Annotated in this window: 23 protein-coding genes and 6 pseudogenes; 19 read left to right on the top strand and 10 right to left on the bottom strand. The window is 68.8% G+C overall.

Annotated features, from left to right (window positions below; all coding sequences use genetic code 11):
- Positions 1-147: 147 nt before the first annotated feature.
- The 5 genes from AB0Q96_RS34940 to AB0Q96_RS34920 all read left to right on the top strand — a co-directional run bounded on the left by AB0Q96_RS34940 (position 148) and on the right by AB0Q96_RS34920 (position 4226).
- The gene (locus AB0Q96_RS34940) at positions 148-885 is read left to right on the top strand and encodes an ISAs1 family transposase (RefSeq protein ID WP_365332644.1); all 738 of its coding nucleotides are present in this window, start codon (positions 148-150) and stop codon (positions 883-885) included.
- A gap of 136 nt (positions 886-1021) precedes the next feature.
- Positions 1022-1147, top strand: coding sequence for a hypothetical protein (locus AB0Q96_RS34935; RefSeq protein WP_365332642.1), 126 nt, complete (start codon positions 1022-1024; stop codon positions 1145-1147).
- 741 nt (positions 1148-1888) lie between these two features.
- Positions 1889-2662: a hypothetical protein gene (locus AB0Q96_RS34930; protein ID WP_365332640.1), complete on the top strand. Its 774-nt coding sequence runs from the start codon at positions 1889-1891 to the stop codon at positions 2660-2662.
- Between the two features lie 569 nt (positions 2663-3231).
- Positions 3232-3762 (top strand): ricin-type beta-trefoil lectin domain protein, encoded by a 531-nt coding sequence (locus AB0Q96_RS34925; protein WP_365332638.1) that lies wholly within the window; start codon positions 3232-3234, stop codon positions 3760-3762.
- A 158-nt stretch (positions 3763-3920) separates the two neighbouring features.
- Complete coding sequence (locus AB0Q96_RS34920) at positions 3921-4226, top strand: hypothetical protein (protein WP_365332636.1); 306 nt, start codon at positions 3921-3923, stop codon at positions 4224-4226.
- A 551-nt stretch (positions 4227-4777) separates the two neighbouring features.
- Here the strand turns inward: AB0Q96_RS34920 and AB0Q96_RS34915 are convergent.
- Positions 4778-5515: pseudogene (locus tag AB0Q96_RS34915) on the bottom strand (Tn3 family transposase); the annotation flags it as partial.
- A gap of 645 nt (positions 5516-6160) precedes the next feature.
- On the opposite strand from AB0Q96_RS34915, the gene AB0Q96_RS34910 reads away from it, so the two are divergent.
- The 5 genes from AB0Q96_RS34910 to AB0Q96_RS34890 all read left to right on the top strand — a co-directional run bounded on the left by AB0Q96_RS34910 (position 6161) and on the right by AB0Q96_RS34890 (position 10628).
- Positions 6161-6730: an EF-hand domain-containing protein gene (locus AB0Q96_RS34910; RefSeq protein WP_365332634.1), complete on the top strand. Its 570-nt coding sequence runs from the start codon at positions 6161-6163 to the stop codon at positions 6728-6730.
- Positions 6731-6842: 112 nt separating this feature from the next.
- Positions 6843-7610, top strand: coding sequence for a haloacid dehalogenase-like hydrolase (locus AB0Q96_RS34905; RefSeq protein ID WP_365332632.1), 768 nt, complete (start codon positions 6843-6845; stop codon positions 7608-7610).
- Entirely contained in the window at positions 7594-8202 is a 609-nt protein-coding gene (locus tag AB0Q96_RS34900; protein WP_365332629.1) for a hypothetical protein, read from the top strand. Before AB0Q96_RS34905 ends, AB0Q96_RS34900 begins: the two co-directional genes overlap by 17 nt.
- A gap of 38 nt (positions 8203-8240) precedes the next feature.
- On the top strand, positions 8241-9314 hold the full coding sequence (locus tag AB0Q96_RS34895; protein ID WP_365332627.1) for an NAD(P)-dependent alcohol dehydrogenase: 1074 nt from the start codon (positions 8241-8243) through the stop codon (positions 9312-9314).
- Between the two features lie 93 nt (positions 9315-9407).
- Positions 9408-10628, top strand: coding sequence for a cytochrome P450 (locus AB0Q96_RS34890; protein ID WP_365332625.1), 1221 nt, complete (start codon positions 9408-9410; stop codon positions 10626-10628).
- A gap of 382 nt (positions 10629-11010) precedes the next feature.
- Here the strand turns inward: AB0Q96_RS34890 and AB0Q96_RS34885 are convergent.
- Positions 11011-11361 (bottom strand): annotated as a pseudogene (locus AB0Q96_RS34885) (IS630 family transposase); the annotation flags it as partial.
- Between the two features lie 424 nt (positions 11362-11785).
- Between AB0Q96_RS34885 and AB0Q96_RS34880 the strand changes: the two are divergent.
- Together AB0Q96_RS34880 and AB0Q96_RS34875 are read left to right on the top strand one after the other, a co-directional pair.
- A complete protein-coding gene (locus AB0Q96_RS34880; protein WP_365332623.1) occupies positions 11786-12154 on the top strand; it encodes a VOC family protein in 369 nt (122 codons plus the stop codon).
- A 580-nt stretch (positions 12155-12734) separates the two neighbouring features.
- Positions 12735-13247, top strand: a complete 513-nt coding sequence (locus AB0Q96_RS34875) for a DinB family protein (RefSeq protein ID WP_365332621.1) — start codon at positions 12735-12737, stop codon at positions 13245-13247.
- Positions 13248-13253: 6 nt separating this feature from the next.
- Here AB0Q96_RS34875 and AB0Q96_RS34870 read toward each other — a convergent pair.
- Positions 13254-13507, bottom strand: a pseudogene (locus tag AB0Q96_RS34870) (IS630 family transposase); the annotation flags it as partial.
- Positions 13508-13812: 305 nt separating this feature from the next.
- Complete coding sequence (locus AB0Q96_RS34865) at positions 13813-13953, bottom strand: hypothetical protein (protein WP_365332619.1); 141 nt, start codon at positions 13951-13953, stop codon at positions 13813-13815.
- Positions 13954-14094: 141 nt separating this feature from the next.
- Here AB0Q96_RS34865 and AB0Q96_RS34860 point away from each other — a divergent pair.
- The 3 genes and pseudogenes from AB0Q96_RS34860 to AB0Q96_RS34850 all read left to right on the top strand — a co-directional run.
- Positions 14095-14225 (top strand): annotated as a pseudogene (locus AB0Q96_RS34860) (DUF1772 domain-containing protein); the annotation flags it as partial.
- 110 nt (positions 14226-14335) lie between these two features.
- Positions 14336-14686 (top strand): antibiotic biosynthesis monooxygenase family protein, encoded by a 351-nt coding sequence (locus AB0Q96_RS34855; RefSeq protein WP_365332617.1) that lies wholly within the window; start codon positions 14336-14338, stop codon positions 14684-14686.
- A gap of 138 nt (positions 14687-14824) precedes the next feature.
- Positions 14825-15250, top strand: a complete 426-nt coding sequence (locus AB0Q96_RS34850) for a DUF4267 domain-containing protein (RefSeq protein ID WP_365332615.1) — start codon at positions 14825-14827, stop codon at positions 15248-15250.
- A gap of 361 nt (positions 15251-15611) precedes the next feature.
- Here AB0Q96_RS34850 and AB0Q96_RS34845 read toward each other — a convergent pair whose 3' ends face one another.
- Positions 15612-16463, bottom strand: coding sequence for an alpha/beta hydrolase (locus AB0Q96_RS34845; RefSeq protein WP_365332613.1), 852 nt, complete (start codon positions 16461-16463; stop codon positions 15612-15614).
- A gap of 391 nt (positions 16464-16854) precedes the next feature.
- On the opposite strand from AB0Q96_RS34845, the pseudogene AB0Q96_RS34840 reads away from it, so the two are divergent.
- Positions 16855-17065, top strand: a pseudogene (locus tag AB0Q96_RS34840) (cold-shock protein).
- A 96-nt stretch (positions 17066-17161) separates the two neighbouring features.
- Here the strand turns inward: AB0Q96_RS34840 and AB0Q96_RS34835 are convergent.
- A complete protein-coding gene (locus AB0Q96_RS34835) occupies positions 17162-17647 on the bottom strand; it encodes a hypothetical protein (RefSeq protein ID WP_365332611.1) in 486 nt (161 codons plus the stop codon).
- A 333-nt stretch (positions 17648-17980) separates the two neighbouring features.
- On the bottom strand, positions 17981-18688 hold the full coding sequence (locus AB0Q96_RS34830) for a YwqG family protein (protein WP_365332609.1): 708 nt from the start codon (positions 18686-18688) through the stop codon (positions 17981-17983).
- A gap of 909 nt (positions 18689-19597) precedes the next feature.
- Between AB0Q96_RS34830 and AB0Q96_RS34825 the strand changes: the two genes are divergently transcribed.
- Positions 19598-19849 (top strand): hypothetical protein, encoded by a 252-nt coding sequence (locus AB0Q96_RS34825; protein WP_365332607.1) that lies wholly within the window; start codon positions 19598-19600, stop codon positions 19847-19849.
- A gap of 236 nt (positions 19850-20085) precedes the next feature.
- Positions 20086-20283 (top strand): annotated as a pseudogene (locus tag AB0Q96_RS34820) (transposase); the annotation flags it as partial.
- 13 nt (positions 20284-20296) lie between these two features.
- Here the strand turns inward: AB0Q96_RS34820 and AB0Q96_RS34815 are convergent.
- The 3 genes from AB0Q96_RS34815 to AB0Q96_RS34805 all read right to left on the bottom strand — a co-directional run bounded on the left by AB0Q96_RS34815 (position 20297) and on the right by AB0Q96_RS34805 (position 22836).
- Positions 20297-20641: a hypothetical protein gene (locus tag AB0Q96_RS34815; protein ID WP_365332605.1), complete on the bottom strand. Its 345-nt coding sequence runs from the start codon at positions 20639-20641 to the stop codon at positions 20297-20299.
- Between the two features lie 164 nt (positions 20642-20805).
- Entirely contained in the window at positions 20806-21945 is a 1140-nt protein-coding gene (locus AB0Q96_RS34810; RefSeq protein WP_365332603.1) for a methyltransferase domain-containing protein, read from the bottom strand.
- A gap of 27 nt (positions 21946-21972) precedes the next feature.
- A complete protein-coding gene (locus AB0Q96_RS34805; RefSeq protein WP_365332601.1) occupies positions 21973-22836 on the bottom strand; it encodes a radical SAM protein in 864 nt (287 codons plus the stop codon).
- A 455-nt stretch (positions 22837-23291) separates the two neighbouring features.
- Here AB0Q96_RS34805 and AB0Q96_RS34800 point away from each other — a divergent pair, with 455 nt between their 5' ends.
- Positions 23292-24851: an FG-GAP-like repeat-containing protein gene (locus AB0Q96_RS34800; RefSeq protein WP_365332599.1), complete on the top strand. Its 1560-nt coding sequence runs from the start codon at positions 23292-23294 to the stop codon at positions 24849-24851.
- The last annotated feature ends 482 nt before the right edge of the window (positions 24852-25333 follow it).

The following is a 25333-nucleotide window of genomic DNA, read 5'->3' as shown; positions in this document are numbered from 1 at the left end:
CCTTTGACCGGCTCCGCGAGCAGTCCGACGTCGGGCCCGGGCAGGTGCCCGGCCTGCTGGAGCGGCTGGCTCAGGTGCCAGATCCGCGCGATCCGCGCGGCGTGCGCCATGCCCTGGCCGTCGTACTCACGCTGACCGGCGTACGCGGTGCTGACGGGCGCGACCTCGCTGCTGGCGGCCGGCGAGTGGATCGCGGACGCGCTCCCGCACGTGCGGGAGCGACTCGGCGTGCGCCCCGATCTAGTACGGCCGCGGAGGCTGGTGCCCTGGGAGGCGGCGGTCCGCCGGCTGCTCGCCCGCATCGACGGTGATGCCCTGGACCTGGCGGTGGGCGGATGGCTTGCCGACCGCCGGCCCGAGAGCACCGGGCTGCGGGGACTGTCCGTGGATGGCAAGTCCCTGCGCGGTGCGGCGAAGGCCCAGGGGCGGAGGATCCACCTACTCGCTGCGGTGGAGCACACCACCGGGCTGGTCCTGGCCCAGCTCGACGTCGGCGAGAAGACCGGCGAGGTCACCCGCTTCCAGCCGCTGCTCGACACCGCCGCCGACCTGGCCACAACCGTGGTCACCAGCGACGCGCTCCATACGCAACGCGAGCACGCCACCTACCTCCTGGGCCGCGGGGCCCATGACATCGCGATCGTCAAGGGCAACCAGAAGAAGCTGCGCAAGCAGCTGAAGTCCCTTCCCTGGAAGGACATCCCGTTCCAGGGCCGCACCCGGGGCACCGGCCACGGCCGCGCAGAGCTCCGCCGGATCAAGGTCGCCACCGTGAACAACTTGCTCTTCCCCGGCGCCCGCCAGGCCGTCCAGATCAAACGCCGCCGCACCGACCTGAAGACCGGCAAGACCACCATCGCGACCGTCTACGCGTCACCAGCCTGACCGCTGAGCAGGCCACCCCGTCCAACTCGCGAGACTGATCCGCGACCACTGGAAGATCGAGGCCCTGCACCACGTCCGCAACACCACCTTCGCCGAGGACGCCTCCCCACTGTGGACCGGCAACGCACCCCGCGCGATGGCGACCTGGCGCAACCTCGCCGTCGGCGCCCTCCGGCTGAGCGGCGTCAAGAACATTGCCGCCGGCCTCCGCCGCAACGCACGCGACGCCCGCCGGCCCCTCGCACTCCTCGGCCGCGCCTGATCACAAAATGGGCGCCCACCGACACCGACTACGCCGAAGCCCTGCTGCAGATCCCGGCACGTGCGGTGTGCAACTTGATGAAGCTGCCCCTTGCATTAAGTTGCGCCCGAATCTCGCGCCGGAGACCTGTCGGTGCTGGCATATTTCATGTCGCCGAAGAGTCGACTGCTACGCCGGGGGACCGTGCAAGCCATTCTGCACTCCGGGAGAGACAAGCATCTTGACTCTTCGCCGTCGATGGGAGGCCGAAAGCCGAGGCTGTTCGCTTATCGCGGGCCTAGGTGCAAGATGAGCTGTTGGGCTGGTCAAAGATCGTTTTCGCGGGGCGCCGGAGGACCGCTCGGATCCCCTCGTAGCAGACCGAACTTCATCTCGATGAGAGGCATTCACCGTGAATACTGCGCGCAGGCTGGGCGTCGGCCCGGCAAGTCATAAGAGAGATTGAGAGTACTTGTGCGTTTGGGAAGAGTTGTTCTCGCTGCTGCGGCCGGGGTGCTGGCGCCGGCGCCGTTCCTGGCCGCGCCAGTCGCCGTGGCGGAGCCTGCCGTGTTTGCCCCGGACGCTGTGCCGGAGCTGGACGGGGTCGCTGACGGGGACCGCCCAACCCCCGGCGCGGTTACGGCCAGTACGGACCAGCCGGGGCCGGCTGGTCCGTCTGCCTGGCTGCCGCTGCCGCGGAAAACGACTGCTGCGAAAGCCGCTGAGCAGCGGGAGCCGGACGCCACGCAGGAGATGCCGGCCGTGTCCGTGGATCCCGCACGGCAGGCCGGCGAGAAGACGAGCGGTCGGCCTGCGGCGAGCGCGCGTTGGCCGCGCCTTGCGGAGTTCGCCTGGCAGGACGTCCCCGAGAAAATGGAGGCCGGGGGCGACTGGGCGCAGGCCCACCTGATCGTGGACAATTCCAACGGCGCGCTGAAGGAGGACGACCCGTACAAGCTGAGCCTGAGGATCTTCCCCGCAGCGTCGAAACCAGAGGACTACCGGGTCCAGGCCTTCTTCGACGGCGCATGGCGCGATGCCGAACCCCCCACCTCGGACGGGACCTTCTCGACGACCACGTTGGTACAGGGGGTCGGCTTTCCCGCGTCGCGAGTCGTCGTACCGATTCGTGTCCAGGTCGGCCCGAACGTTCCCCCGGCTGACACCGCCAATCTCATAGCCCGGATCAATGGCCCGCACTGGCAAGCGTCCGAGCCGTCCCGCACCAAGATCACAGCCCCCGACCCGGGCAAGGAGGAGCCGGGCAAGGAGGACCCGGGGGCTGCGGAGCCGGGCAACGGTGAACCCTCCTCCGATCCCACGTCAGATCCTCATCCGCGCCCTGAACCTGAAAAGGGCGGCTCGGTCGTCCCCACGGAAGGCCGTCCCGAGCAGAACGGCGCAGCCGGCGCCCTCGCTGAAACCGGCACAGGCAAAGGCACTGCATGGGCGCTCGGGACGGGAGGGACGGCAGCTCTTATTGGGGGAGCTGTGGTTACCGGGGCTAGAAGGCACCGCCTTCGACACCGATCCTGACGAACATCTCGTTCATCACCTCCTCGCCCCCCGTCAGCTGAACCGCGGCCCACGCGGCCTCAACGGGGACAGGTGGTTGCCGAGGGCCCCGACCTGATCCGGCCGGGGCCCTCCTTCCTGCCTGGCACTGCTGGTCTCCTCGCCCTCGTACCGGGCGTCGAGCTCCACCACAGCCGTCTCCAGGCCGACCAACCCTGCGCCGCACGCTCTAGGGGCAGCCTGACCACATGGGAGAACGCGCGCTCCCTGCCCTCCTCCTGCACCGACCCCGTCCATAGACGGTGCGCACCGCCCCGCCTGGTCGAACTCCCTCGCAAAGGATCGTCCGGCGCCGGCCGGTGCGGTGCGTTGCGGGCGTCGAGGAGGACCGCCGGACCGGATGACGGTCTCGCGGTCGTATCGGTCGTGGGCGGCGCTCGCCCTCATCACGCTTGTGGGAGCGGCAAGGAACAACGAAATCCTCGTAAGAGACCGGCGTCGGCCGGTTCGACTCCCGCACTTCAACGCGCACAGGAAGTACTCGCAACCTCCTGTGCGCGGACTCTCCGCATCTGAAGAAGGAGAAGAAAGTGATTAAGGCGTTCACCAAGCGCACGCCCGTTCTGGCGGCAATCCTGGCTCCCGTACTGCTCGTGGGATTCTCCACCCCAGCTCAGGCGTCCGAGAACATTGTCTGGCGCAACAAGGCAACCGGTGGATGCCTCGTGGTCTACAACAACGCCCAGGTCTACACCGATGCAGGGTCAGCACTGCGTTGCCAGATGGTGGGCATCTTCGATGGGAAGCACTACAGCACCCGCTGGGACGACTCGCAGAGCAACCTTGAGAGCCCAAACGGTTCCTTCAAGATCACGACCAGAAACTCGTATTTCAACGGCTACTGCCTCGCTAGCTGGTACGCCGACAGGAATGGAATCGGCCGCGTCTACATCGAACCCTGTTCCTCCCCGGCGAATTACTACCAGCAGTGGAAGGAAAACTGGAAGGGAGATGGCATGCAGTTGGTCAATCGGCAGACAGGACTGTGTCTCGACAGCAACCGCGAAGGCGCCGTTTACACCCACCGCTGCAACGGTGGTGCATTCCAAGTCTGGAAGTGAAAAGAAGACCTGATCCTCTCCAAAGATAGTCTCTGAGCCGGGTGAGGGCAGCCAGCCCGCTGCGCGGCCCCGCCTGCCCTCACCCGGCGTGAAACCACCTGTCACGACGTCATCTTCCCAGCGAGTCACCCTCCGCCACATCCAGCTCGACCACCAGCATGACCAGTGAGCAGGCGGCCCGAGAGCTCGCCGCGAACCTCCTCAGGTACGAGAGCGCCCGCTTCAGCCCCTCGGAGCGCGCAGAACTCCAGTCGATCGCGAACGGCACCGCTCCCCAGACCTACGGCAAGTTCGACCCGCTGATCAAACTCCTGGAGAAGGTGAAGGGCTTCAGCTCCGCCGTCGGCAAGCCGTACAGCGCATTCAAGAAGTGGTTCGACGGTCTTCCCTGGTACGTCAAGGGTTCGCTCAAGGCTTCCGGCGTCGCCTACAACCTCTACGATATCTGGCAGCTTTTCCACTGATTCAAATATCGAAAGTGACCAATCCAGATGGCTCACCGCGGCGAAGCCAAGAACCTACCCTTGCTGCTCACCGTAACATTCGGGATCGGCGTCGCATTCACCTGCGACAAGTTGTTCGACTTCCCCTGGTGGCTGAGACTGGCGGCCGTCGTTGTTGTCGCGCTACTTACGGAGGGCGTGAACCAATGGGTGCGCCGCCGTTCTCAAGGGGCATCACAATAAGTACCTGAACAGCAAGTCCCCGGTTCCGCTCAGGTTCTAGTGGTCGCTGCAACACCCCAGCTTCAAGGGGTGCGTTGGACTTCGAGATCCGGGAGACCGGGGGCAGCCTCAGGCCCCAGGGCTCTGGTCCGTGAACGCGAGTAACACTTCCCGCCTCACAGACCAGAGCCTGACCAGCCATCGCCGGCCGCCACGGTCTTCCCGGCAGTAGGACAGCGGTGTCCTGACGGCCGTGATGGCGCAGGAACTGCTGACCACCGCACAGGAGCGCGCGATGACGGCGGGTCTGTGCGCAGCGATGGACGACGTCCGGCACTCCGTGGCGGTTCTCACCGCCCGGGGTCGAGGCCGCGCACCCGCACTGGGCCCCGCTCGGCTACACCTCGCGGGATGCCTACTGCACGTGATGCTCTGCAGTGGAGTGTCAGTGGGAGGTCGTCACCCGAGTGTCGATGCGCGTGCAAACGGCTGCGGCTGCGCGAAGCCCTGGACGCGCTGGAATCCCGCCGCGAAGTCGCCGACGGGGGCGTCGACATCACCCGCGCGTACCTGGCCTCCCCCAGCCCCCGAGGCCACCGCCACGTTCTCCCTGTCCGAGCTGATGGTCTGTCCGAAGTGGCGCTGCCGGGGCGCTCGCGACGGCCGTCACCGCCCGCGCCCTGGCACGGTGCAATGAGGCAACGCCGTACGGAGGTTGAAGGACCCTCCAGGGTGCTAATGGGTTGGAGACCGAGGTCGGGCCGCGCCACCCCACCGTCTGGTTGAACAGCGCCACTGGCCCCTCGGCGTGCGTCCACGCCCGCCTGTGCAGAAACGACCGGAACCGCCGGCCCGTTCACCGTGATCAGCCATGTGGTGCCGCGTTTGAAGTGGTAGTACTTCGGCGACGGGCCGGCGCTGATCGTGCGCTTGGGCACCATGAACCGCGGCCCGTCCACCGAGGCCAGCAGGCCCTCGCCCCAGTGCGCGGTGATCGGCATCCGCACCTAGGCCGCTACCAGCCGGCCGTTCGCGGCGGCGATCGTGTCGGTCCGCAGGTAGTACTGGTCCACGTGCACCAGCCGTGCCGGTTTTGTCGCCGTATTCGAGGATGTCGTACTCGTCGTCGAGTTCAGCGGGGGGCGCTCGGTCAGGGCCAGCTCGCTAACGCTCCGAGTGCGACGCCCGGCCATCGCCGCATGACGGCGGTCGAAGTTGGCGGCAGACCAGCCAGGTTGGCGAACCAATCGACGTACGAAAAGTTCGCCCGCCGCCGGGACTTCGCTGCGGCTCTTTCGCGAGCGCCGCCCCGTTGGGGGACACGGCCACGTGGGTGGGGAATTACGTGAAGCTGAGATCACGTGCATCGTGGGGAGTTGCCTGACCGCCGGAAGGCTCCAGCCCTTACGAACGAATGTGTGAGTTCGGCGCATGCGGCCGGAGATTCATCCAGCGTGAATCAGCCAGGGGATCCAATCCCTTCACGGCCAGGCTCGCCCCGTGAAGGCATCTCCCGCATGGTTGGGCTGGGTTGATGTGGCATCAATTTCAGTCAGGGAAACGATTATTCATCCACCGACCAGCGGTCAACGGCTTAATCAGTCTTTGGAGTGAATAAACCTTCCGCGGGGAAAATCGAGACCGGTCCGATTCGTACACTCAACCCGACTCTGTTTGATCCGCACGGCCGTTCACCCGGACAGCCGTGCGGTCGCCATGTAAGGGAAATACGCATGACCATCGCCCCGCAGAACGACCTTCTCGACCGCAAGTTCGACATGTGCTTCGGTCACGCCGACCAGAACAAGGACGGCGTGGTGGACGCCGCCGACATCCTCACCTTCGCCGCCCGCGTGATCACCGCCGTCGGCGAGCCCTTCGACTCCCCGAAGGCCACCGAAATGCTGCGGGTCTGTCAGAACTGGTGGGAGGGGATGGTGTCGGAGCTCGACACCGACAAGGACGGGAAGATCGACCCGCAGGAGTACCGCGTCGGCATGCGTCGGATCGTCGGCTCGCCCGCCGCCTTCGACGCGGCCAGCCGCCCCGTCGCCACGGCCATCTGGAAGCTCTGCGACCGCGACGACGACGGTGAGGTCACCGCCGCCGAGTTCAGTGCCGTCCAGCTCGCCTTCGGTACCACCCCGGAGAATGCCCGCCTCGGCTTCGAGAAGCTGGACCTCGACAAGGACGGCACGCTCTCGGTGGAGGAGCTGATGATCGCCTTCCGCGACTTCTACACCAGCACCGACGTCAACGACAACGGCAACTGGCTCTTCGGCGCCGACTTCCAGGCCGCCTGATCCACCGACGGCAGGGCCGGAGAAGAACGCCGACCGCGTCCGCCCGCCGGCCCTGCCCCCCCGGCACATCCCACACACCTCACACCCACGGGCCGAGTCCCGGGAAAGCCGAATGAGCATAGCGGCACTGGACGTCGACGGCACCCTCTACGAGGGGACCCTCGGCTTCTCCTTACTCGACGAACTGCGCGCCTCCGGCCTGATAGGCGCCTCCGCCGTCCGGCACGTGCGCGACACCATGCACGCCCACCGCAGTGCCGGCGACCGGTTCCGCGACACCACAGGACCCGCGAGCGACGCGTACGCCCGCGCCGTGGAGGGCGTACGGCACACGGACGCCGTGCGGGCCTCCCACACCGCCTGGCGCCGGGTGCGCCATCTGCTCCTCGACAGCACCGCCCCCCTGGTGGAGAACCTGCGCCGGAACGGCTTCACGCCGGTGCTGCTGTCCGGAAGCCCACAGGAGATGGTCGACCGGATGGCCGGCGAACTCGGCATCGACCACCGCTTCGGCATGAGGCTCGCGACGGGTGCCGACAGCGCCTACACGCGCCGCTTCCTCTCCCTGCCGGCCGTCCCCGAGGTCAAGGCCGAGCTCCTGCGCGCGCTCGCCGTCAGACTCGGCACCGACCTCCGTACCGCTCTGGCTGTCGGCAACAGCGCTTCCGACCACGCCCTGCTCGGGTCGGTCGGGCACCCGGTCGCGTTCGAGCCCGACGACGCCCTGCGGGCTCTGGCCCGGGACGGCGGCTGGACCGTCGCAGACCGGCACACGCTCGTCCCCCTGGTGAACGCGCTCACCGCCCCCTCCTCCCGCACGCGCCGTGCGGCCGCCTTCGTCCCCTCTCCGGAGAGAAACCTTCATGCGCACTCCTCATGACATCGGCTCCCGGCTGATCGAGCGGAAGGTCGACGTGTGCTTCGCGCACGCCGACCGCGACCAGGACGCCCTGATCGAACTCGCCGACGTGTCGATCCTCTTCACCCGCATCCTGATCTATGTCGGTGAGCCGCTCGGCAGCCCCAAGGCCCTCGCCGTGCACACCGCCGTGCAGGCATTCTGCGACCACATGGCGTCCGTCACCGGCTGGGCCCCTGAACGCCGGATCACCCCGGAGGAGTGGCGCGAGGCCATGGCGAAAGCCCTGTCCGGAGGCATGGCCGACTACGACGCGTACTTCCGGCCCGTCGGCGAGTCCACCTGGGCGGCCGTGGACCGGGACGACGACGGCATCGTGCGTCTCCCCGAGTTCGCCGCGTTCCAGCGGGGCATGGGCACCCCTGCGGCGAACATCCGCCTCGCCGCCGACCTCATGGGCCTGCGTGGCGAGGATGCGGGCCTGCCGATGGCGGACGTCCTGCGCGCGCACCGCGACTTCTACACCAGCCCGGAGGCGGAGTCCCCCGGGAACTGGCTGTACGGGGACGTGTGGGCGGACGCGTTCTGGGACGGCACGAAGGCCAAGCTGTGACGGCCGGCGGCGGGACAAGGGTAGCGGCCCGGGCGGCGGTGCTCCGCTCCCGTACGCTCCCCTTCCGCGTCGAGGACGTCATCCTGGACGGGCCTGGTCCCGGTGAGGCCCTGATCCAGGTGGCCGGCACCGGCTTCTGTCACACCGACCTCCTGCCCCGCACCGACCGGCTCGGCGTCGCCCTGCCACTCATCGCGGGCCACGAAGGGGCCGGGACGGTGCTGGCGACCGGGCCGGGGGTACACGAGGTGTCCACGGGCGACCACGTGGTCATGTCCTTCGACTCCTGCGGGACCTGCCGCGCGTGCCTCTCCGCCCGCCCGGCCGGCTGCGCCACGTTCTTTCCCCGCAACCTGTCCGGCCGTCGGCCCGACGGCACGGGCGCGGCCAAGGACACCGCGGGCGAGGAGATGTCGGCGCACTGGTTCGGACAGTCCTCCTTCGCCACGCACGCCGTGGTCCCCGTACGAGCCCTCGTCCCGGTCTCCGAGGCGCTGCCGCTGGAACTCCTCGGGCCGCTCGGCTGCGGCTTCCAGACGGGGGCAGGCGCGGTGGTCAACTCCCTGGGCGCACGCGCTGGTTCCAGCGTCGTCGTGGCCGGTACGGGTGCGGTCGGGCTTGCGGCGGTGATGGCCGCGCGGGCCGTGGGCGCCACCGTCGTCGTGGCCGTCGACGTCCTGCCCCTACGACGCAAGCTGGCCGAGGAACTGGGCGCGACCCACACCCTCGACGGCCGTTCGGGCACGCTCACGGAGGAAATCCTGGAGATCACCGGCGGCGCCGACCACGCGGTCGACACCACGGGGCTTCCCCCGGTCATCACCTCGCTCGTCCGCGGGCTCCACAGCGAGGGATCGTGCGGCCTGGTCGGCGTCCAGCGCGGCGACCTGACGGTGGACCCGCTGCTCATCGCGTCCGGCCGCTCGATCAAGGGCATCATCGAGGGGGACGCCGTACCCCAACTGTTCGTACCGCAGTTGATCGACCTCTGGCAGCAGGGCAGGTTCCCCTTCGACCGGCTGATCCGCCGCTACCCGCTCGACGAGATCGACCGCGCGGAACAGGATATGGCGAGCGGCGAGGTGGTCAAGGCGGTCCTGATCCCGTCCTGAAGGGCAGGCTCCGGAGCATCCCGCAGAGCTCGCCCGCACGTCCACCACCACTCGCCCCACACTCCTCGCCACTCGCCACTTGTCACTTGTCACTTGTCACTCGGGAGGCACCTCATCGGGCCGGACCGCGTCACCCTCGACCCCGTCACCCTCGACCCACACATGGACCTCCAGGAGCAAGCGCGAGTCCTGCGGGCGCGCGGCAGCGTCGTCCCGGCCCGCTGGCCAGGCGGTGTCGAGTGCTGGGCCGTCGTCGGCTACGCCGAACTGGAGGCGGCTCTCACCCAGCCGATCTTCGCCCGCTCGCCCGCGCACTGGCGGGCGCTGCGGGACGGCGAGATCCCTGCCGACTGGCCGATGACCGCCCACCTCACCCGGCAGTGGATGCTGACTGCGGACGGCGCGGACCACACTCGGCTGCGGCGGGTGGCGGCGGGCGCGTTCGCACCCCGCCAAGTGAAGACGCTCTCACCGTCGGTCACCGGCGCCGTCGGGCGGCTGCTCGACGGCATCGACCCGGCCGCCCGACCGGTCGACCTCCGCACGGAGTTCGCCCTGCCGCTCGCCCTCGACGTGCTGTGCTCGCTGCTCGCCGTACCCGACGAGGAGCGGCCCCGGGCCACATCCCTGGTCTTCCGCGCCCTGTCCCGGGCGGCCCTCACCGCACAGGAGTCGCGCCTGCTGAACGCCGAGATCCGCGCGTACCTCGACCTCCTTCTCGAACGGCCGGTCGGGGAGGAGGGTGGACTCGTGGCGGCACTCAACGAGTCGGCCGACTCCGCCGACGGACTCAGCCGCCAGGAGGCCCGGGACACCCTCTGGCTCTTCCTCGCGGCCGGCTTCGACACGACCGTGGCCGCCCTCGTCAACACCGTGCGCGCCCTTCTCGAGCATCCTGCCGAGCTGGCACGTGCCCTCGACGGGACTGTGCACTGGGACCAGGTAGTGGAGGCGGGTCTGCGCTACGACTCGAGTGTCTTCGCCCTGCCCTTCGCCTTCCCGCGCGAAGACGTGACGCTGGGCGGGCAGCGGATCCGCGCCGGTGACGCCCTGCTGCTGTGCTACTCGGCGGCGAACCGCGACCCCTCCCGCGAGGGCGGCGTCTTCCGGCTCACGGAGGGCGGCGGCCCTCACCTGGCCTTCGGCCGCGGCCCCCACTTCTGCGTGGGCGCTCCCCTTGCCCGCCTCCAGCTCCGCACGGCCCTCTCGGCCCTTTTCACCCGCTTCCCCACCCTCCGCCTCGCCGCAGCCCCGGGCCCACCCACCTCCTCCCTGACGATCAACACGGTCACTTCTCTCCTGGTCGCGGCCTGACCTGAGCTTGACTCTGTCGAGGATCACGGAGTTCTCGGGCGCGCCAGCGTGATCAGCGGGCGTGCTCGGGGCTGTTTCAGATTCACGCGGTGGGCCGAGGCTGAGGTCGAGCATGCCGCCGTGATCACGGTGACGCTGTGCGGTGTGAACATCGAGCGGGAAGGGCCGACCGGCTACCGGTACTCGTGGTCCCCCTGAGGGCGACAGCCTGCACGACATGCCGGTCAGTCGCCTCCGACGTGGATGAGCGATGGCCCGCAGGCCACCGTGGCCGTCTCGTCAGCGACGCCGAGGACGACCGCTGATCCTGCTTGTGACTGCAAGGCAGGTCGGTGCCTCTTCCGCAGGAAGGCTGCCCCTGGCTCGCCTCCTGCCTAACGGTGCCCTTCTGGCTTCGGGCACGGGCACGTTCCTTGTACTGGGCCGCGAGAACGTCAGGGTGCTGAGCGTTCTGGTTGCGCCAGCGGAGATAGGCATGGAGAGCCCGCGTCTGCTCGGTGTGGTTGCGGTGGTTGGAGTTGGCGATCGTGAACTGCCGCAGCGGCCCGAAGTGAGCCGCGATCGGGTTGGCCCAGGAGATGTAAGTCCGGGTGAAGCACAGCTCGACCCGGTTCATCCTCGCCCAGCGCCGGATTGTGTCGCCCTTGTGGGCGGACAGGTCGTCCACGATGACCTGGATCGGAGCGCCGTCCGGGCGGACGGCCCGGATCGACCTGAGTGCGGCCAGGGTGTTCACAGCGGAGCAGCGCTGCAGACGGCGACACCCGCGAACGCCTCCTCGCTGGGCCAGGCTGTCCGGCCTCTTCCCGACTTGGCCGGCGGCTGGGCCGCAAGCTGCCCGGCCAAGGCAAGGCCCCTGAAGGCTAGGAGCGAATGAGGGCGTTCAAGAGTCCTGACGGAATCCATTGATGTCACCTTCAAACGAAGAGAGGCTCGCTCCTTCGGAACACCCCCGCTCGCGCGGAGACCACGTGAGTGAAGCTCCGCCATCTTGAAGTGGCTGGTCAGCGGGGTGGCGTGTCTTCGTTTCGGGGTGCTCGTGCTGGTCGTGGGCGGCGGTCTGTGCTGTAGATCGTCCGGCGGGGTGGATTTTGCCGATGAGTTCACCGTCCTCGAACGGTCTACCCAGCGACACGACCGTTCTCGACAGGAGTGCCATGTCCACCATCCAGCCAGTGATCATCACTGCCGACCACGACGTTCTGCTCGGCTTCTATACGAAATTGTTCGGCGCCGAGGAGATCTTCCGGGTACCGGCGGAAGGCCCGGCCTTCTACATCGGCTTGCGCATCGGCGACACCGACCTCGGGCTGGTGGCCAAGGCGGACCCGGGGACCGGGGCAGCGCCGCGGATCCTGCTCAGCATCGGTGTCGACGACGTCGACGAGACGCTCGGCCGGGTGGAGGCGCTGGGTGGCTCGGTCCGCAGCGGCCCCAACGACATGCCGTGGGGACAGCGCGTCGCCCACATCCAGGACCCCGACGGCAACCCGGTGAACCTCACCCAGCCGATCCCGGCTCAGTGACGCTGTTCCGGAGGCATGTGCTGTCGTGGGCTACCTGCGGTAGAGGTCAATTGCCGGTAGTGGCCTCGATGTTCGTCAGTACGAGCAGCGAGGCGAGCTCCTTGATGAGGATGTCGAGGCCCTTGGTGTGGTCGGTGCGACCGAACGCGGCGACAACCGGTCGGCCGGCGGGGATGCCGAGGCCGCGGACGATGCGCTCGGCTTCGGCCCTGGTCGGTGGGGTGAGGTCGGCGGAGGTGCGGTGGAGCCCGGACGGCCAGGCCCGGAGGGAAGCCGGGTCGAGGCCGTACTGGTCCTGAAGGTGGCAGGTGAGGAAGTCGCCGATTTCGGCGACCCAGGCGCGAGGGTTGAGGTTGGAGGCCCGGGCGCCGGCGGCGTGCCGCGGAGCCGACGGTCAGGGACACCAGATGCATACCGCAGTCGGGGCAGAAGCGGCGGCGGAGGGTGGGGCCTGTTAGCCGAACCAGCTCAGCTGTCTTCGCAGGTCAGACCGGGTATCTGCTAGTGCTGCATCGGGTAACGTTCGCCCTGCTGTCGGCCCTGCCCGTCGGGAGGTTCGGCCGATGTCGATAATCGACTGATGAGTGCTATCGAACGGCCCATGCCGCCGCTGAACGCCGACGAGCGCATCACGCTCGAAAGCTGGCTCGACTTCCACCGGACCACCCTCGCCATGAAGTGCGAGGGCCTGGACGACGAGCAGGCCGCGGTCGCGTCCGTGCCGCCATCCGACTTCACGTTGACCGGCCTCGTTCAGCACATGGCAGAGGTGGAACGGAACTGGTTCCGGCGCGTGTTCGCCGGAGAGCAGGCCCCGCCGATCTACGACCCACAGGCCAACCCGGATGCCCCCGACGGCGGCTTCGAACTCGCCAAGGGCGCCACCCTGCGCGATGCCCTCGTCACTTGGCACGCGGAGATCGCCAGCGCACGGAAGCACTGCGCCGGCCGTGCGCTGGCCGACACCGGTCGCTTCATGGAGCAGGACGTGAGTCTCCGCTGGATCTACGTCCATATGATCGAGGAGTACGCCCGCCACAACGGACACGCGGATCTGCTCCGGGAACGCATCGACGGGAGCACTGGCGTATAGCGCGGGTCAGGCAGCGTTGGCCCTGTCGACGACGCCGCGTAGGCGGCGATCGTCGGCGTGGCGGTTTCGCCGGATGATGTAGCGGCGGATCCTGCTATCCCGCTCCTTGTGGTCGGCGTACAGGCGATCTCGACGTTGTTCGCCGCGGCCCAGATGCCGACTCGCTGGCACCTTCTTGTGGCCAGGTGCGGGGAATAGTTGTCGGCCACGATCGCGATCCGGATGCCACCTGGGAAGAGGCTGCGCAGGTAGCGGCAGAATCAGGTTGAGTCGGCCGAACTCGTCCGGGCAGAAGGCGCCTTCGGGCTCACCAGCCTCGGAGGTGTGACCTGTCCGACGGCGATCGCCTAGGGGTGTTCGACGCGGTCCTTCTTACGATCAAGTGGTCCGGGTGCTGGAGCGGCGCGACGTGGCGGACCCGGTCCCCGACCAGGCCGCTGGTCTCGGTGGATCCGTGGCCCGACCGTGGGTGTCCTGGAGCGGCGTGCGGTGTTGGAGCCGCCGTGGAGCTTGCGGATCGGGCGCTGCCTGGCATCGAGGCCGGGCAGCATGAGGAGGCCCCGGTTCAGCTACTCACCGGGCGCTCCGATTCAACTGTGGAGCGGGCGCCGGCGGCGACGCCGGCCCAGGCGTCCTGGACGGCCTTGTACTCGGCCGACGTGGTGCCGTACTGGTCGCCGGAGTCCGTTCGTCCCCAATTGGCCACTTGGGCCGCTCCGTGACCTTGCTGTTGCGTGAGGCGAGGGTCGCGGTAACCCTTCGCATTCTAGCGCCGCTAGACAATCAAGCGTCGGCAGTACTAGCGTTGCATCATCACCTAGCAACGCTAGATTGTTCGGGGGTGGGCATGCTCAGCGCGCTCGCGATCGGCACCACTGTGATCGGCGGCCTGATGGTGGGGTGGGGCTATCCATTGCCTTGATCACGAACCGGATCCTCGACGCGCTTCCCGAGGACAGCCGCCAGCTCGGCCACGCCATGAGCCCGTGGGCTCACCCGCCCGGCTGTCAGCCGCAAATCGCTCGGCCGTGTGCCCGAAGGCACCAGCACCTCCATCTACTGACCGATAGCGAGAGGAAGTACCGAAGATGACCAAGCTGCAGAGCCTGGACCCGAAGACGCCGATGTTCGCGCAGTTCAAGGAGAAGACCGGGCCCATTGTCCTGGCCAACACCTTCGTCGTCCCAAAGGAGAGGACTGAAGCGTTCCTGGCCCTCTTTCGGAGGCAGGCGGAGTTCATGAAGGCTCAGCCGGGATGCGTCTCTCTGCAGATGCACAAGGGGACGGCGGACAGCCAACTCCTGATGAACGTCGCGGTCTGGGAGTCGACCGAGGCTCTCGCTACGGCGTTCGGCAGCCCGGAGTTCCAGCGCATGGCCGCCGAGTTCCCTGACGACATCGTGTCGTACCCGCACATCTTCGAGCAGATCGACGTATGACACAGCGGCATCCCGGGGGAGGGCAGCCGGAGTTGCGCTCCCCCGGGATGCCGCTCAGATCCCACAACTCGGCAAGCTCCACGAAGCTCACCAAGCTCACCAAGCCAAGCCGACGAAGACTCGCAAGGAGAAGGACCCATGTCGCTGAAGAAGGTCAACACCGTCCTGGCCGCCACCTTCATCCTCTTCATCCTCTGGTTCGGGACGGAGTACATCCTGAGCCCGCAGACGCCGGCGCCGGGCTACGGCCTGCCGAGCTGGCCACCCGGCGACGGCGACGGATTCCTCGTCGTCAAGGGAATCCGCGACGTCGTCCTGGCCCTGGTCCTGGGCGTCCTGCTGGTGACGGGCCACCGCCGGGCACTGGGCTGGGTGTTGCTGGTGGAAGCCTTCGCCGCGTACGGAGACATGGCCAACGTGCTGGCCCACCACGGCTCCGTGGCCACGGCGCTCGGCGTCCACTGCCTGACCGCGACGCTGATGATGCTCAACGGCCTGCTGATCCTCCGCGAGACCCGCAGGGCCGCGACCGCTCCGGCAACGCCCGCCCTGCAGCCCGCCTGAAGACGGGGATCGGGCCGTGATCGAGCCGTGGCTTTCGCCCCGTTTCAGGCCCTGGCCCGGTAGGACAGCAGCGCAGAGGTCAGCCGTAGAAGTCGTCCCAGTCGCTGGTGTACTTCGCGCAGCCGTCGAGGATGGTGAGCATTTCGGGCGGAGGGGAGCACCGTTCTGGCGGTCCGCCTTCGGCCGGAAGTGGGCGAAGGCATAGGGCGGTGGCGTCGCCGATTGCCTCCCTGTAGTCGGCGTCCGAGATGACGAGCCGTTGACCGACGGAGTCGTGTGGAGTGGGGACTCGGCGCAGGTACCTGTCGTCGACGACACCGTCGGTGTGGGCGGCCGGGGCTTGGTGGGCGTGCCGGCCGCGTCAGCGGGTGGCCCAGGCGGCCTTCCGGATCAGGTGGGTGACGACGTCGGGGTGGGACATCATCGCCACGTGAGAGGAGTCGATCTCGATCGTGTGGGACTTCGCCCGCTTGGCCTCGAACCGCTCCAGGTCGGGCGCGATCGCCTTGTCATGCTTGGACACCAGGAACCAGGACGGGATGGTCTTCCAGGCCGCCACGGTTGCCTTCTCCGCGAACCCGGCCGCCGTCACGGGTCGCTGTTCGGTCGCCATGATCCGGGTCTGATCGTCGGGCAGGTCGGCGGCGAACACGCTGTGGAACTTGTCGTTCTGGATGTACAGGTCCGTGCCGCTGCCGGTGTTGTCGGTGTACGGGACGGGCCTGAGGGCGGTTCCCAGGTCGCTGCCAGGGAACTTCATGGAGAGCTCGGCCGGGGACTCGCCCTTGTCGGGCATGAAGGCGGCGATGTAGACGAGCGCCTTGACGTGGGGGTTGCCGGCCGCGGCGCTGCTGATCACCGCGCCGCCGTAGGAGTGTCCGGCCAGGATGATCGGGCCCTTGATGCTCTTGAGGATGCTGGCGACGTACGTGGAGTCGTTGCTCAGGCCGCGCAGCGGGTTCGGCGGGGCGACGACCGGGAACCCGTCGTGCTGGAGCCGGTCGACCACGTCGTTCCACCCCGACGCGTCCGCGAAGGCGCCGTGCACGAGGACCACCGTCGGCTTGGCGCCGCCTCCGTGCGAGCCGTCGGAACCGTCGGCCGCGGTGGCGGGCCCGGCCGCGAACGCCGAGGACGTGAGCAGGAGAGCCAGGGCGGCCGCCTGACAGACGCGACGGCGGCTCGGAGCGTGGTGGGGAGCGGGCACGGTCATGTTGCTCTCTCTTTCCTGGGAGTGGGCTGCTGCCGCACCAAGGATCAGCAGCCGGCGCTGAGCACGGCACGCTCCCACGAGCAGCAGAGTGAAAGACCACGGCTACCGGAATGACGCAATACGCCAATCGAGCACCGACCCTCACATCAACAGACACAACGGGCCCGTGCGTGCTGCTGTCACACCCTGGGACAGGATCAAGCTCGCGTCAGCTCCGGAGTCGACATCGTGAACGGTGGCGGGACGGACCGTCCTCGAGAGCTGCGGCCACTGCCGTGCGCTTGGTATCGCGGTTGCCCCGCTCCGACGGGGCCACATCCGCCACTCCCACACCAGGCGCGGCCTCTGGCTGGTCGCCCAACGTGGCGGCCTCGATCTGAAGGACATCAGCATGGCCGGCGGCACGGTGAAGCGGTTCAACGCGGAGAAGGCATTCGGCTTCATCGCCCAGGACGGTGGCGGCCCGGACGTCTTCGCCCACTACTCCAGCATCTCCCATCTCCGGAAACGGCTTCCGCGAGCTCGTCGAGGGCGAGAGCGTCACGTTCGACGTGACACAGGGCCAGAAGGGCCCGCAGGCCGAGAACATCGTCCGCGGCTGACTTCCTGGAACTCTCCCGGTCCCGTCCGGGCACTGTATGACGGTGCTCTGCTGAGGTGTGGTTCAAGCCGCCGGCCGGCCCGCTGAAGAAGCTCAGTTATGGCAGATCACGCTCTGCTGCGATTCCTGACGCCACGTCTTCGAGGACGAGGTCCGGAAGGATGGCCAGTCCCAGACTCTGAAGATCCACGTACGGGCTGGCTGCCTTCTCTGCAACGCCGGGCTGCCAGGAGACCAGCCCGTCCAGTGCAGGTACCAAGCCTTCTCGGTCGTCGCTGAGCAGGGCTGCCACGAGCGACACGACATCGGGGCGGGAGCTGCCTGCTGGAGCCGGGAGAGCGGCCAGCCTTGAGAGTGCGTGCTGGTCACGAGTGCCACAGAGCGCCGTGAGGGCGGCGAGAGCGAATCGGACGGCATCGCTCTCGCCCTCCCAGCGGGACAGCAGTCTCGGCAGCTCGCTGCCGATGGCCCAACGTGTCAGGTACTCAGCTGTAGACTCCTCCCAGACACCCCCGAGTACGGTGATGCGATCGGCCAGGGCGACCTCTGCAGCCAGCCCCGAAGCAGCAAGCCGCAGCAGCATGCCCCTCGCTGCACCCCTGCTGAAAACCGCCGTGGGTACGGGCCACATGGGCCACCCGAATCCGTTCGCTTCGAAAGAACGGCTCGAGAGCCAAGCGCTCGTACCCGCTGTAGACGGCCAGCGAGCCGACCTGCCACCACCCCTCCAGCTCCGGGTCCATCGACGGCCGGCCGTACCAGAAGCTCGACGGAACGATCCGGAAGTGATCGTGCACGCGCACTGCCGTCAGACGATGCCCCATCCCGAACAGCTCGGCCGCGGTGGTGCGGGCAGCGTCCTCGCTCGGCAGGCCAAGCGTGTACTGGACTCCCCAAGCGGGGGGTGCCGCGGTCATCAGCTGCACTGCCAGGTGAACATCGCCCGCTCGAAGCGCCGCTCGGCCAGGTCCTGCGGGCGGATCAGCCAGTACAGGGCTCCGCCATCGCCCCACATCATGTCCGCGGCGCCCTCGCTGTCGAACTGGGCCAGCAGCACCCAGTTGCCCGCCTCCTCGGACAGCCGCGGGTCCTCCCAGGACACCTCGCCGTCCAAAACCGCCTCCGCAACCTCGATCTCCACAGGGTTCTGCACCGAGTGAGCATGGCCGCCGATCTGATGCCCCACCTCGTCGTCGAACTCCCACAGCGCCTCGAGGAACTCCTGCGAGCAGACCAGGTGGTCGTACCGGTTCCCGAGCGGGGCACCTGCAGCGAAGGCGTCCCGTATTCGAGGATGCCAGGGCTCGGCCGCCGTCATCTCCAGCCGCGCGGTCAGCGGCGCCGCCGGGTACGAATCGACTCCGGCAGGCGTCCCGCGTTCCACGACCTCCTCACCAGCTGCCACATAGAGCACACGAGCCCCCGCCCAGCTCTCCCGGTCCTCAGCAAGAACGGGGGCTTCGCCGTCGTCCAGCTGGCTGTCGAAGTAGAAGAAGAGCAGCGTGCCAGCCTTGGGCAGATCGATGTCCACCGCGGCCGTCGGCAGTCCCGCACAATCGATCGAGGCGACGAAGGAGAGCGGACCATGCCCCTCCCACACCGGCCACTCCGAGGCGGCTGGCAAGGCTGGAAGGCCACCGAGCCGCCCCGCCACGTCGTCAGAGCCAGCCGCTACCTCAAGACGCACGCCAGGGCGAAGCAGACCAATCCACTTCTCAGCATCCCCGGGCGACAGATGCTGCAAGGCAAGGGATCGAAGGGCATCCTGGGAACCATGCGTCATGTGCCCTGGCAGGACCGGCAACGGCTGCGCCCGGGCCGCTGTAGGGCCACGGAGGTGAGGCCGGGGCGGGAGGCAAAGGCCACCTCCCTTACAGATGGCGGGTCGTCCACAGCATCGCCATCTTCAAGATGCCGGTTCATCCGGATGCTCAGGAGACCTACGGCCACGAGCCCGTCGCAAAAGATCCCTCGCCAGCAGCATCACCCAGACCGCCAGAAGAAGCGTCGCAGCAACCCTCAACCAGGGGGCGGTGCTGCTACTGGCCGCTGTCCACCCATAGAACACGATGCTCAAGCACATCCCACCAGGGCCATTGAAGAACTCCACCCTCGGGTTTCGTGACATCCCCGCCCTCCTCCTGCTCTCGTATGTCCCCGCCGCCCAGGCAGCTCCGGGCCCTGCTCAGGATCCGTCCCACATCCCCATCACGCGAAAGCATCAAGAAGAAGAGCACGAAGACGAGCGTGACGGGATGGCCGCACACAGACCGGCTTTGACCGGATGTCGAGCCACCCACCTCTGGAACTGAGTCGGACGCTGCTGCCCGCCCAGGGCCCGATCCAGAGCCCAGAACCCATGCCCGAGAGACCGCCACCAGTTCGCCACGGAAGAAGGATATGGCGGCGGATCTGCTGGCCCCTGGCCGAGGGCTCATGGCCGGGTGTCGGTTGACCGGTGAGCCAGGACTGATGCTCCTAATTGATCGTCAAGGGTCGGGAGGCGCTCGCAGGAGCGAGGTACCTTCAGTCCATGTCATTCACTCCCGACGGCGAGGTCTGCGGCCGAGACGAGCTGGTCGCCTTCGTCCGAGAACTGCGCCAGGACTACCTCCGCCGGGGGCATGAGTGGGAGAACCAGAGCCTCGATCACTTCCTTGAGGCCCTTGCGGCGTGGATGGATGACTCGCCGGGCTGGTATCGGAATTTTGGGAAGCAGCTTCCCGAGGGCGGGGACTGGACCTTCCTGGCAAGAGCCCTTCAGGCTGCCACCGCCTATGAGTGAATCCGCTGCTGGAGCCGTCAGGCCGCGGTGAGCCAGCCTCGTTAGGCACTGGCGAGGTCGTCTTCGCGGCGTGTGCCGCGTTCGATTCAGGAAATCACTGCCGGCCAGACGCCGAAATGCTCCGCGACGGTGGTGAGGGGTGCTGTTGCCCTGGCGTGCAGGCCGGAGATCGGACACGTCCGGGTCGGTGACCGGTGTGGTGAGGTAGCGGAAGGCTTCCCGGGCGATCGCCCGCCAACGGCCGACGCAGGGGCAGCATGGGTGGCAGACCAGCCGGGTTCGACAAGGAAATGTACAAGCGCCGTAACGAGGTCGAGCGCACGATCAACCAGCTCAAGCACTCCAGGGCCGTGGCCACCCGATACGACAAGCGCGCCTACGTCTTCACCGGCACCGTCACCGTGGCCTCGATCCGCTTGTGGCTCAAGCCCTGACGAGCCGGTTCCGTCAGCGGGCTTCCAGCTCTTCGGCCTTCTGAGCGAGCTCCGCCGCGATGCCGTCCCAGTCCGGACCATGCAGCCACAGGTTCTGCGCGGCCTCCCGCAGAAGAGTCGGCTCGTCCGGCCTCTGCAACAGCACGAGCCGATAGGCGAGGTTGCGAACCCACACCGGAAGCTGCCCGTCGACCAGGTTCGGGCAGAGCTCCCGCAGCATCGAGAGGATCGCTTCCGCATCGGCGAACGTCAGCTCCTCGACGAAGTAGTGCTCGCGGTGCTCCTGAGCGCACGCCGGTGTCGAACGGTACTCGTCTCCGTAGAGACATCGGGCGTGCTCGGTCAGCGTGCTGTGCATACGCCGCAGCCTACGACGTCATGATCCGCCGGACAGGACCTGGTCGGTCAACCTGCGCACACCCACAGGTTCAGCCACCACGACCCCAGCCGTCGTATCGGACGTCGACTCACCATCCAAGCGCCCCACAGCCACCAACCCGGCGAACATCCCCGGTCAGAGCACTAGAGAGTGGCCTGCCAGCGCCCGTGGGTGAAGGTGGTCTCGCCGTCGGGATTGATGGTGACGCGGGCGCCGTACACGGGCAGTTCCCCGAGCCAGTTGAGGCGGTCGAGGATGTCTTCAAGGGGGTCCCACAGTCGGCGGGGGCCGCCTTGGTGCACGGTGGGGGCTTCCCTGGGGGCGGTGGCGTGGGCGCGGGCCCATGAGCCGTCGGGGTGGGTCATCCAGACGGTGTGGCTGCGGTCCGGGTACCAACGCTCGCGGTGTTCGATGCCGGGGGTGTGGAGCTGGAGCATGGAGCGGATGCTCCAGGTCTCCGGGACGAACACGAGCAGATGCCTGCTGACGCCCGCCTCGCCGTCGCCGCGCTTCGCCTCGGCCCAGACGGATGCCGGGACCGCCTCTTCGTAGTCGTTGCCCTGGCGGGCGCTCATGAAGGAGGCCGGCTCGTGGGCGGTCCGCCCCACGGCGCCGCCGTCCGGGGTCTTGTCGGCGTAGAGGATCAGTCCGGTGCCGGTGATGGTGGTGACCAGCCGGCCGCCGGGCCGCAGGGCCTTGAGCCAGGCGGCCGGAATGGCCGGTACGGACACGGTCGACACGATCCGGTCGTACTCGCCGGGCAGCGGGCCCTGGGTGAGGTCGCAGACGGCGGTTTCGGGGCGGAGTCCGATGGAGGCGAGCCGGTCGGTAGCGGCTTCCACGAGGTAGGGGTCGATGTCGACGCTCGTGACCAGGTCGGAGCCGAGGCGGTGGCAGGCGAGGGCGGTGCCGTAGCCGGTGCCCGTGGTCACCAGGGTGCGGGAGCCGTCGACGATCTCCGCGTGCCGGTACATCCCGACGACCAGGCCCGGATGCGTCGAGGACGACGTCGACGCCCCGGAGGCGACGGTTCCGGGTTCGGCGTGGTCGGCGTGCAGGGCCCCGACCCGCGTCACCAGCGTGGTGTCGCTGTACGCGGTGGCCAACCACGCGCCGGGGTCGGCCGCGCCGTCGCGGACCACCCGGCCGCCGCCCGCCCGGTCCCTCTCGTACCAGCGGGGTACGAGCAGGTGCCGGGGGACCCCGGCGACGGCGGCCCCCCAGCGGGAGCCGGGCCGGGCGACCTCGCCGGCCAGCCGCGTCGCGTGTGCGTCCCAATCCATGAGCGCTCCTCGTCTGCGTCGGTCGTCTCAGCCCATCGGTCCACAGGAGCCGCCACCACCCGAGCTGTCGTCCGAAGGGCCGCAGTCCGGCCCGCACGGGTCCGCCGACGTCCGGGCCGGAACGCTCGCTCGCGCCCGCGTCCACTCGGGGCCGGCCAGGACCGCCGAGAGCGACGTCTCCTGGACGTTGCCCGCGGCCAGGAAGCGGCCCAACTCACAGGGAGCCACCCGCCCGTCGGGAAGAACCGCCGCCTTCCCGACCCCGCAGCGCCCGCACAGCGACGACGCGGACGGCAGCACCCCGCCGGCGGCGTTGCCGACCGCACGGACCCTGTCGACGGTCACCGAGCCCACCCCGAGGGCCCGCATCTCGGCGAGGGCCTGCCGCACCCGCTGACCGTCGCCCCGGTCGATGACCGCGACCCTGATCCGCACACCCCGCCGTACGGCCTCGGCGATGGAGGCGCGCGTCGCCGCGTGCGATCCGGTCCGCCCGGTGATCGTGTCGTGCCGCACGGCGTCGTCGCTGTAGTACGAGGTGGCCACGCTGACCCGCGGGTGCCCGAACAGCGCCCAGTGCTCGGCGCGCACGCGGTAGAGGTTGGTGTACACCCGGACCCGCAGCCCGGCCCGCAGCGCGTGCTCCACGAGGTCGACGAAGCCGGGGTGGAGCGTCGGCTCGCCACCGATGATCTGCACGGTCCGCGTCCCCATCGCCGCGGCCTCGTCGAGGATCCGGAACCAGTCGGCGGTGGTCATCGGGCCATGACCGAGGGTCGGGCCGGCTTCGGCGTAGCAGTGTCCGGGGCAGGTCAGCTGGCAGCGGGACGTGATCTCCAGCGAGAGGAAGTCGAGCGAAGCGACGGCGGGGCCGTCGGCCAGCACGGTCATCGGATGCTCCTTCGTCGAGTGATCCAGCATGGCGGTCCGGGACGGTGCGCGTGGGCCGGACGGCCCAACTGGTCCGGCGATGCCCGTGGTTGGGTTCGAAGCGGACCATCGCAGATGAGCGGGACCGGCCCCGCCTGCGGGCCGAGCAGGTGACGGCGGAGGCCTGATACGGCGCATCGGCTTCGCCGGTGGGGGTGAGCGCACCGACGATCTCGTCGCGGGCCTTTGCGATCCCGAGGAGGCCCGCAGCGCCTGTGGCGACTGCTGCCGCGCCGGAGAGCTTCCTGCGCTCCGCATCCTCACTCGCCTCTGTCTGCTGCTGACGGTGCCGGTGCGAGAGAACGACGAGATCACGATGGCCGAAGGCGCCTACCGCGCACGAGCTCGTTAGTCTGACCGGGCCGACGCGACGCACCCGGTCGGACCGTCTCCTCCAGCAAAGGCACCTCACCCTGATGAAGCGCACCACCGCTGTCGCGGCCGGCCTTTCGGTCGCCCTCGGTTCCGTGTTCCTGGGCACCGCCCCCGCCGTCGCCGCCCCGGCGCCCACCCCTCCGCTGGTACGGATCATGCCGCTCGGCGACTCGATCACCGAGGGCGCGCTCAGCTCGAACGGGGGCGGGTACCGGGCGCCGCTGTGGGAGCTGATGGCCGGCCAGTCCCGCTTCATGCCGGACTTCGTCGGCTCGGGTTCGTCCGGCGGTGTCCAGGACGGGGACCACGAGGGGCACAGCGGCTGGACCATCGAGGGGATCCTGCCCCGGGTCACCCAGTGGCAGCGGGCGGCGGATCCCGACGTGGTCCTGCTCCACCTCGGGATCAACGACCTGAAGAACGACCACACCCCTCCGGACAAGGCCGCGCGCCGGATGACGGAGCTGATCGACACGCTCTTCGCCAACCGGCCCGGCGTGACCGTCATCGTCCAGGGCCTGTTCACCGAGACGACCGGGGTCCCGGCGGAGACCGTCCGGTTCAACGACCTCATCCGCGACCAGCAGTTCGACCGGCGCGCCCGCGGGGAACGGTTCACCTTCGTCGACGCGCCGGACGTGGACGTCGCCACCGAACTCCCTGACGGCATCCACCCCAACAACGCCGGGTACCGCAAGATGGCCCGGGTGTACGACGACGCCCTGGAGCAGGCGGTCACCGACGGATGGGTCGTCCGGGCGAAGGCCCCGCGGGCCGGGAACGAGGCGGGCGGCACCGGTTCCGTCCGCTGGGCCGACTTCGACGGCGACGGCCGCACCGACCGGCTCACCATCGCGGACAACGGCGAGGTGCGCGCCTGGCTGAACCGGGGCGGCACGCCGGGCGGCGGCTGGCAGGCGCTCGGCGCGGTCGCCACCGGCACCACGAACGACCGCACCAGGGTCCGGTTCGCCGACTTCGACGGCGACGGCCGCGCCGACTACTGGGTGATACAGGCCGACGGTTCGGTGCGCGTGTGGCTGAACCACGGCGGTGACGTCGTGGGCGCGAGTGGCTGGCAGGGCATCGGCGCGGTGGCCACGGGCACGACCACCCGGCCCGAGCAGGTCCGGCTCGCGGACTTCGACGGCGACGGCCGGGCGGACTACCTCACCGTCGCCGACAACGGCGCGGTGAACGCCTGGCTCAACCGGGGCGGCGACGCCACGGGCAACACCGGCTGGCTCCCCCTGGGCCAGGTGGCCTCCGGCACGACCCAGGACCGTACCCGGGTCCACCTCGCCGACCACGACGGCGACGGCCGCGCCGACTACTGGGCCGTAGCCCCCGACGGCTCGGTCACCACCTACCTCAACCGGGGCGGCGACGGCCACGGCGGCTGGCGGTTCCTGGACCGGACGGCGACCGGGGTGACCACCGACCACAACCGGGTCGAGCTGGCCGACTTCGACGGCGACACCCACGCCGACTACCTCCTGGCCGGTCCCGCGGGCTCCGTCTCCGCCTGGCTCTTCGACGGCGGCGACACCTCGGGCCCGAACGGCTGGAAGCCCCTCGGCACGGTCTTCCCCGGCAACTAGGGCGTGTTTCGAACGCCCCGCCTGGCTGGGGGCGTCCGGCACGCACGCTCGCCGCGTTGTCGGTCGTCGGCGCAGCACGCTGAGCTCTCGCCCCCTGTGCCTGGCGGCACGGGGGGCCAACCTCCGCCGTGCGATCGCACGCACCGGACGCCCCCAGCCCCGCCCTGACGGGCGGACGACGCCACTTTCGGAACACGCCCCAGTCCGGCCCGGTACTCAGCGACCTGGGCAGCGTCGTCGAGGTCACGCGCGGCTCCACGGGCAACAGGGCTGCCGGAACCGGCCAGACCCAGCACCATTCGGACTGTTGCTGCTTATTCGGGTGATCTGCGAATCGATGCCGAGCGCATCCCGGGGAGCCCGCCGCTACGGTCGTCACCCATCCTTGTTGTGAGGAGTGTCGGCCATCGCTGTGTTGTCGCAGGCAATGACGCCTGTCGTCGCTGCCATGGTCCTTGCGCTGGCGACGGTGAACGCCCCGT

It is taken from the genome of Streptomyces sp. NPDC093111 (assembly GCF_040683955.1).
Lineage (GTDB): Bacteria > Actinomycetota > Actinomycetes > Streptomycetales > Streptomycetaceae > Streptomyces.
The sequence above is the reverse complement of the archived record's forward strand: the minus strand, read 5'-3'. Positions and strand labels throughout refer to the sequence as shown.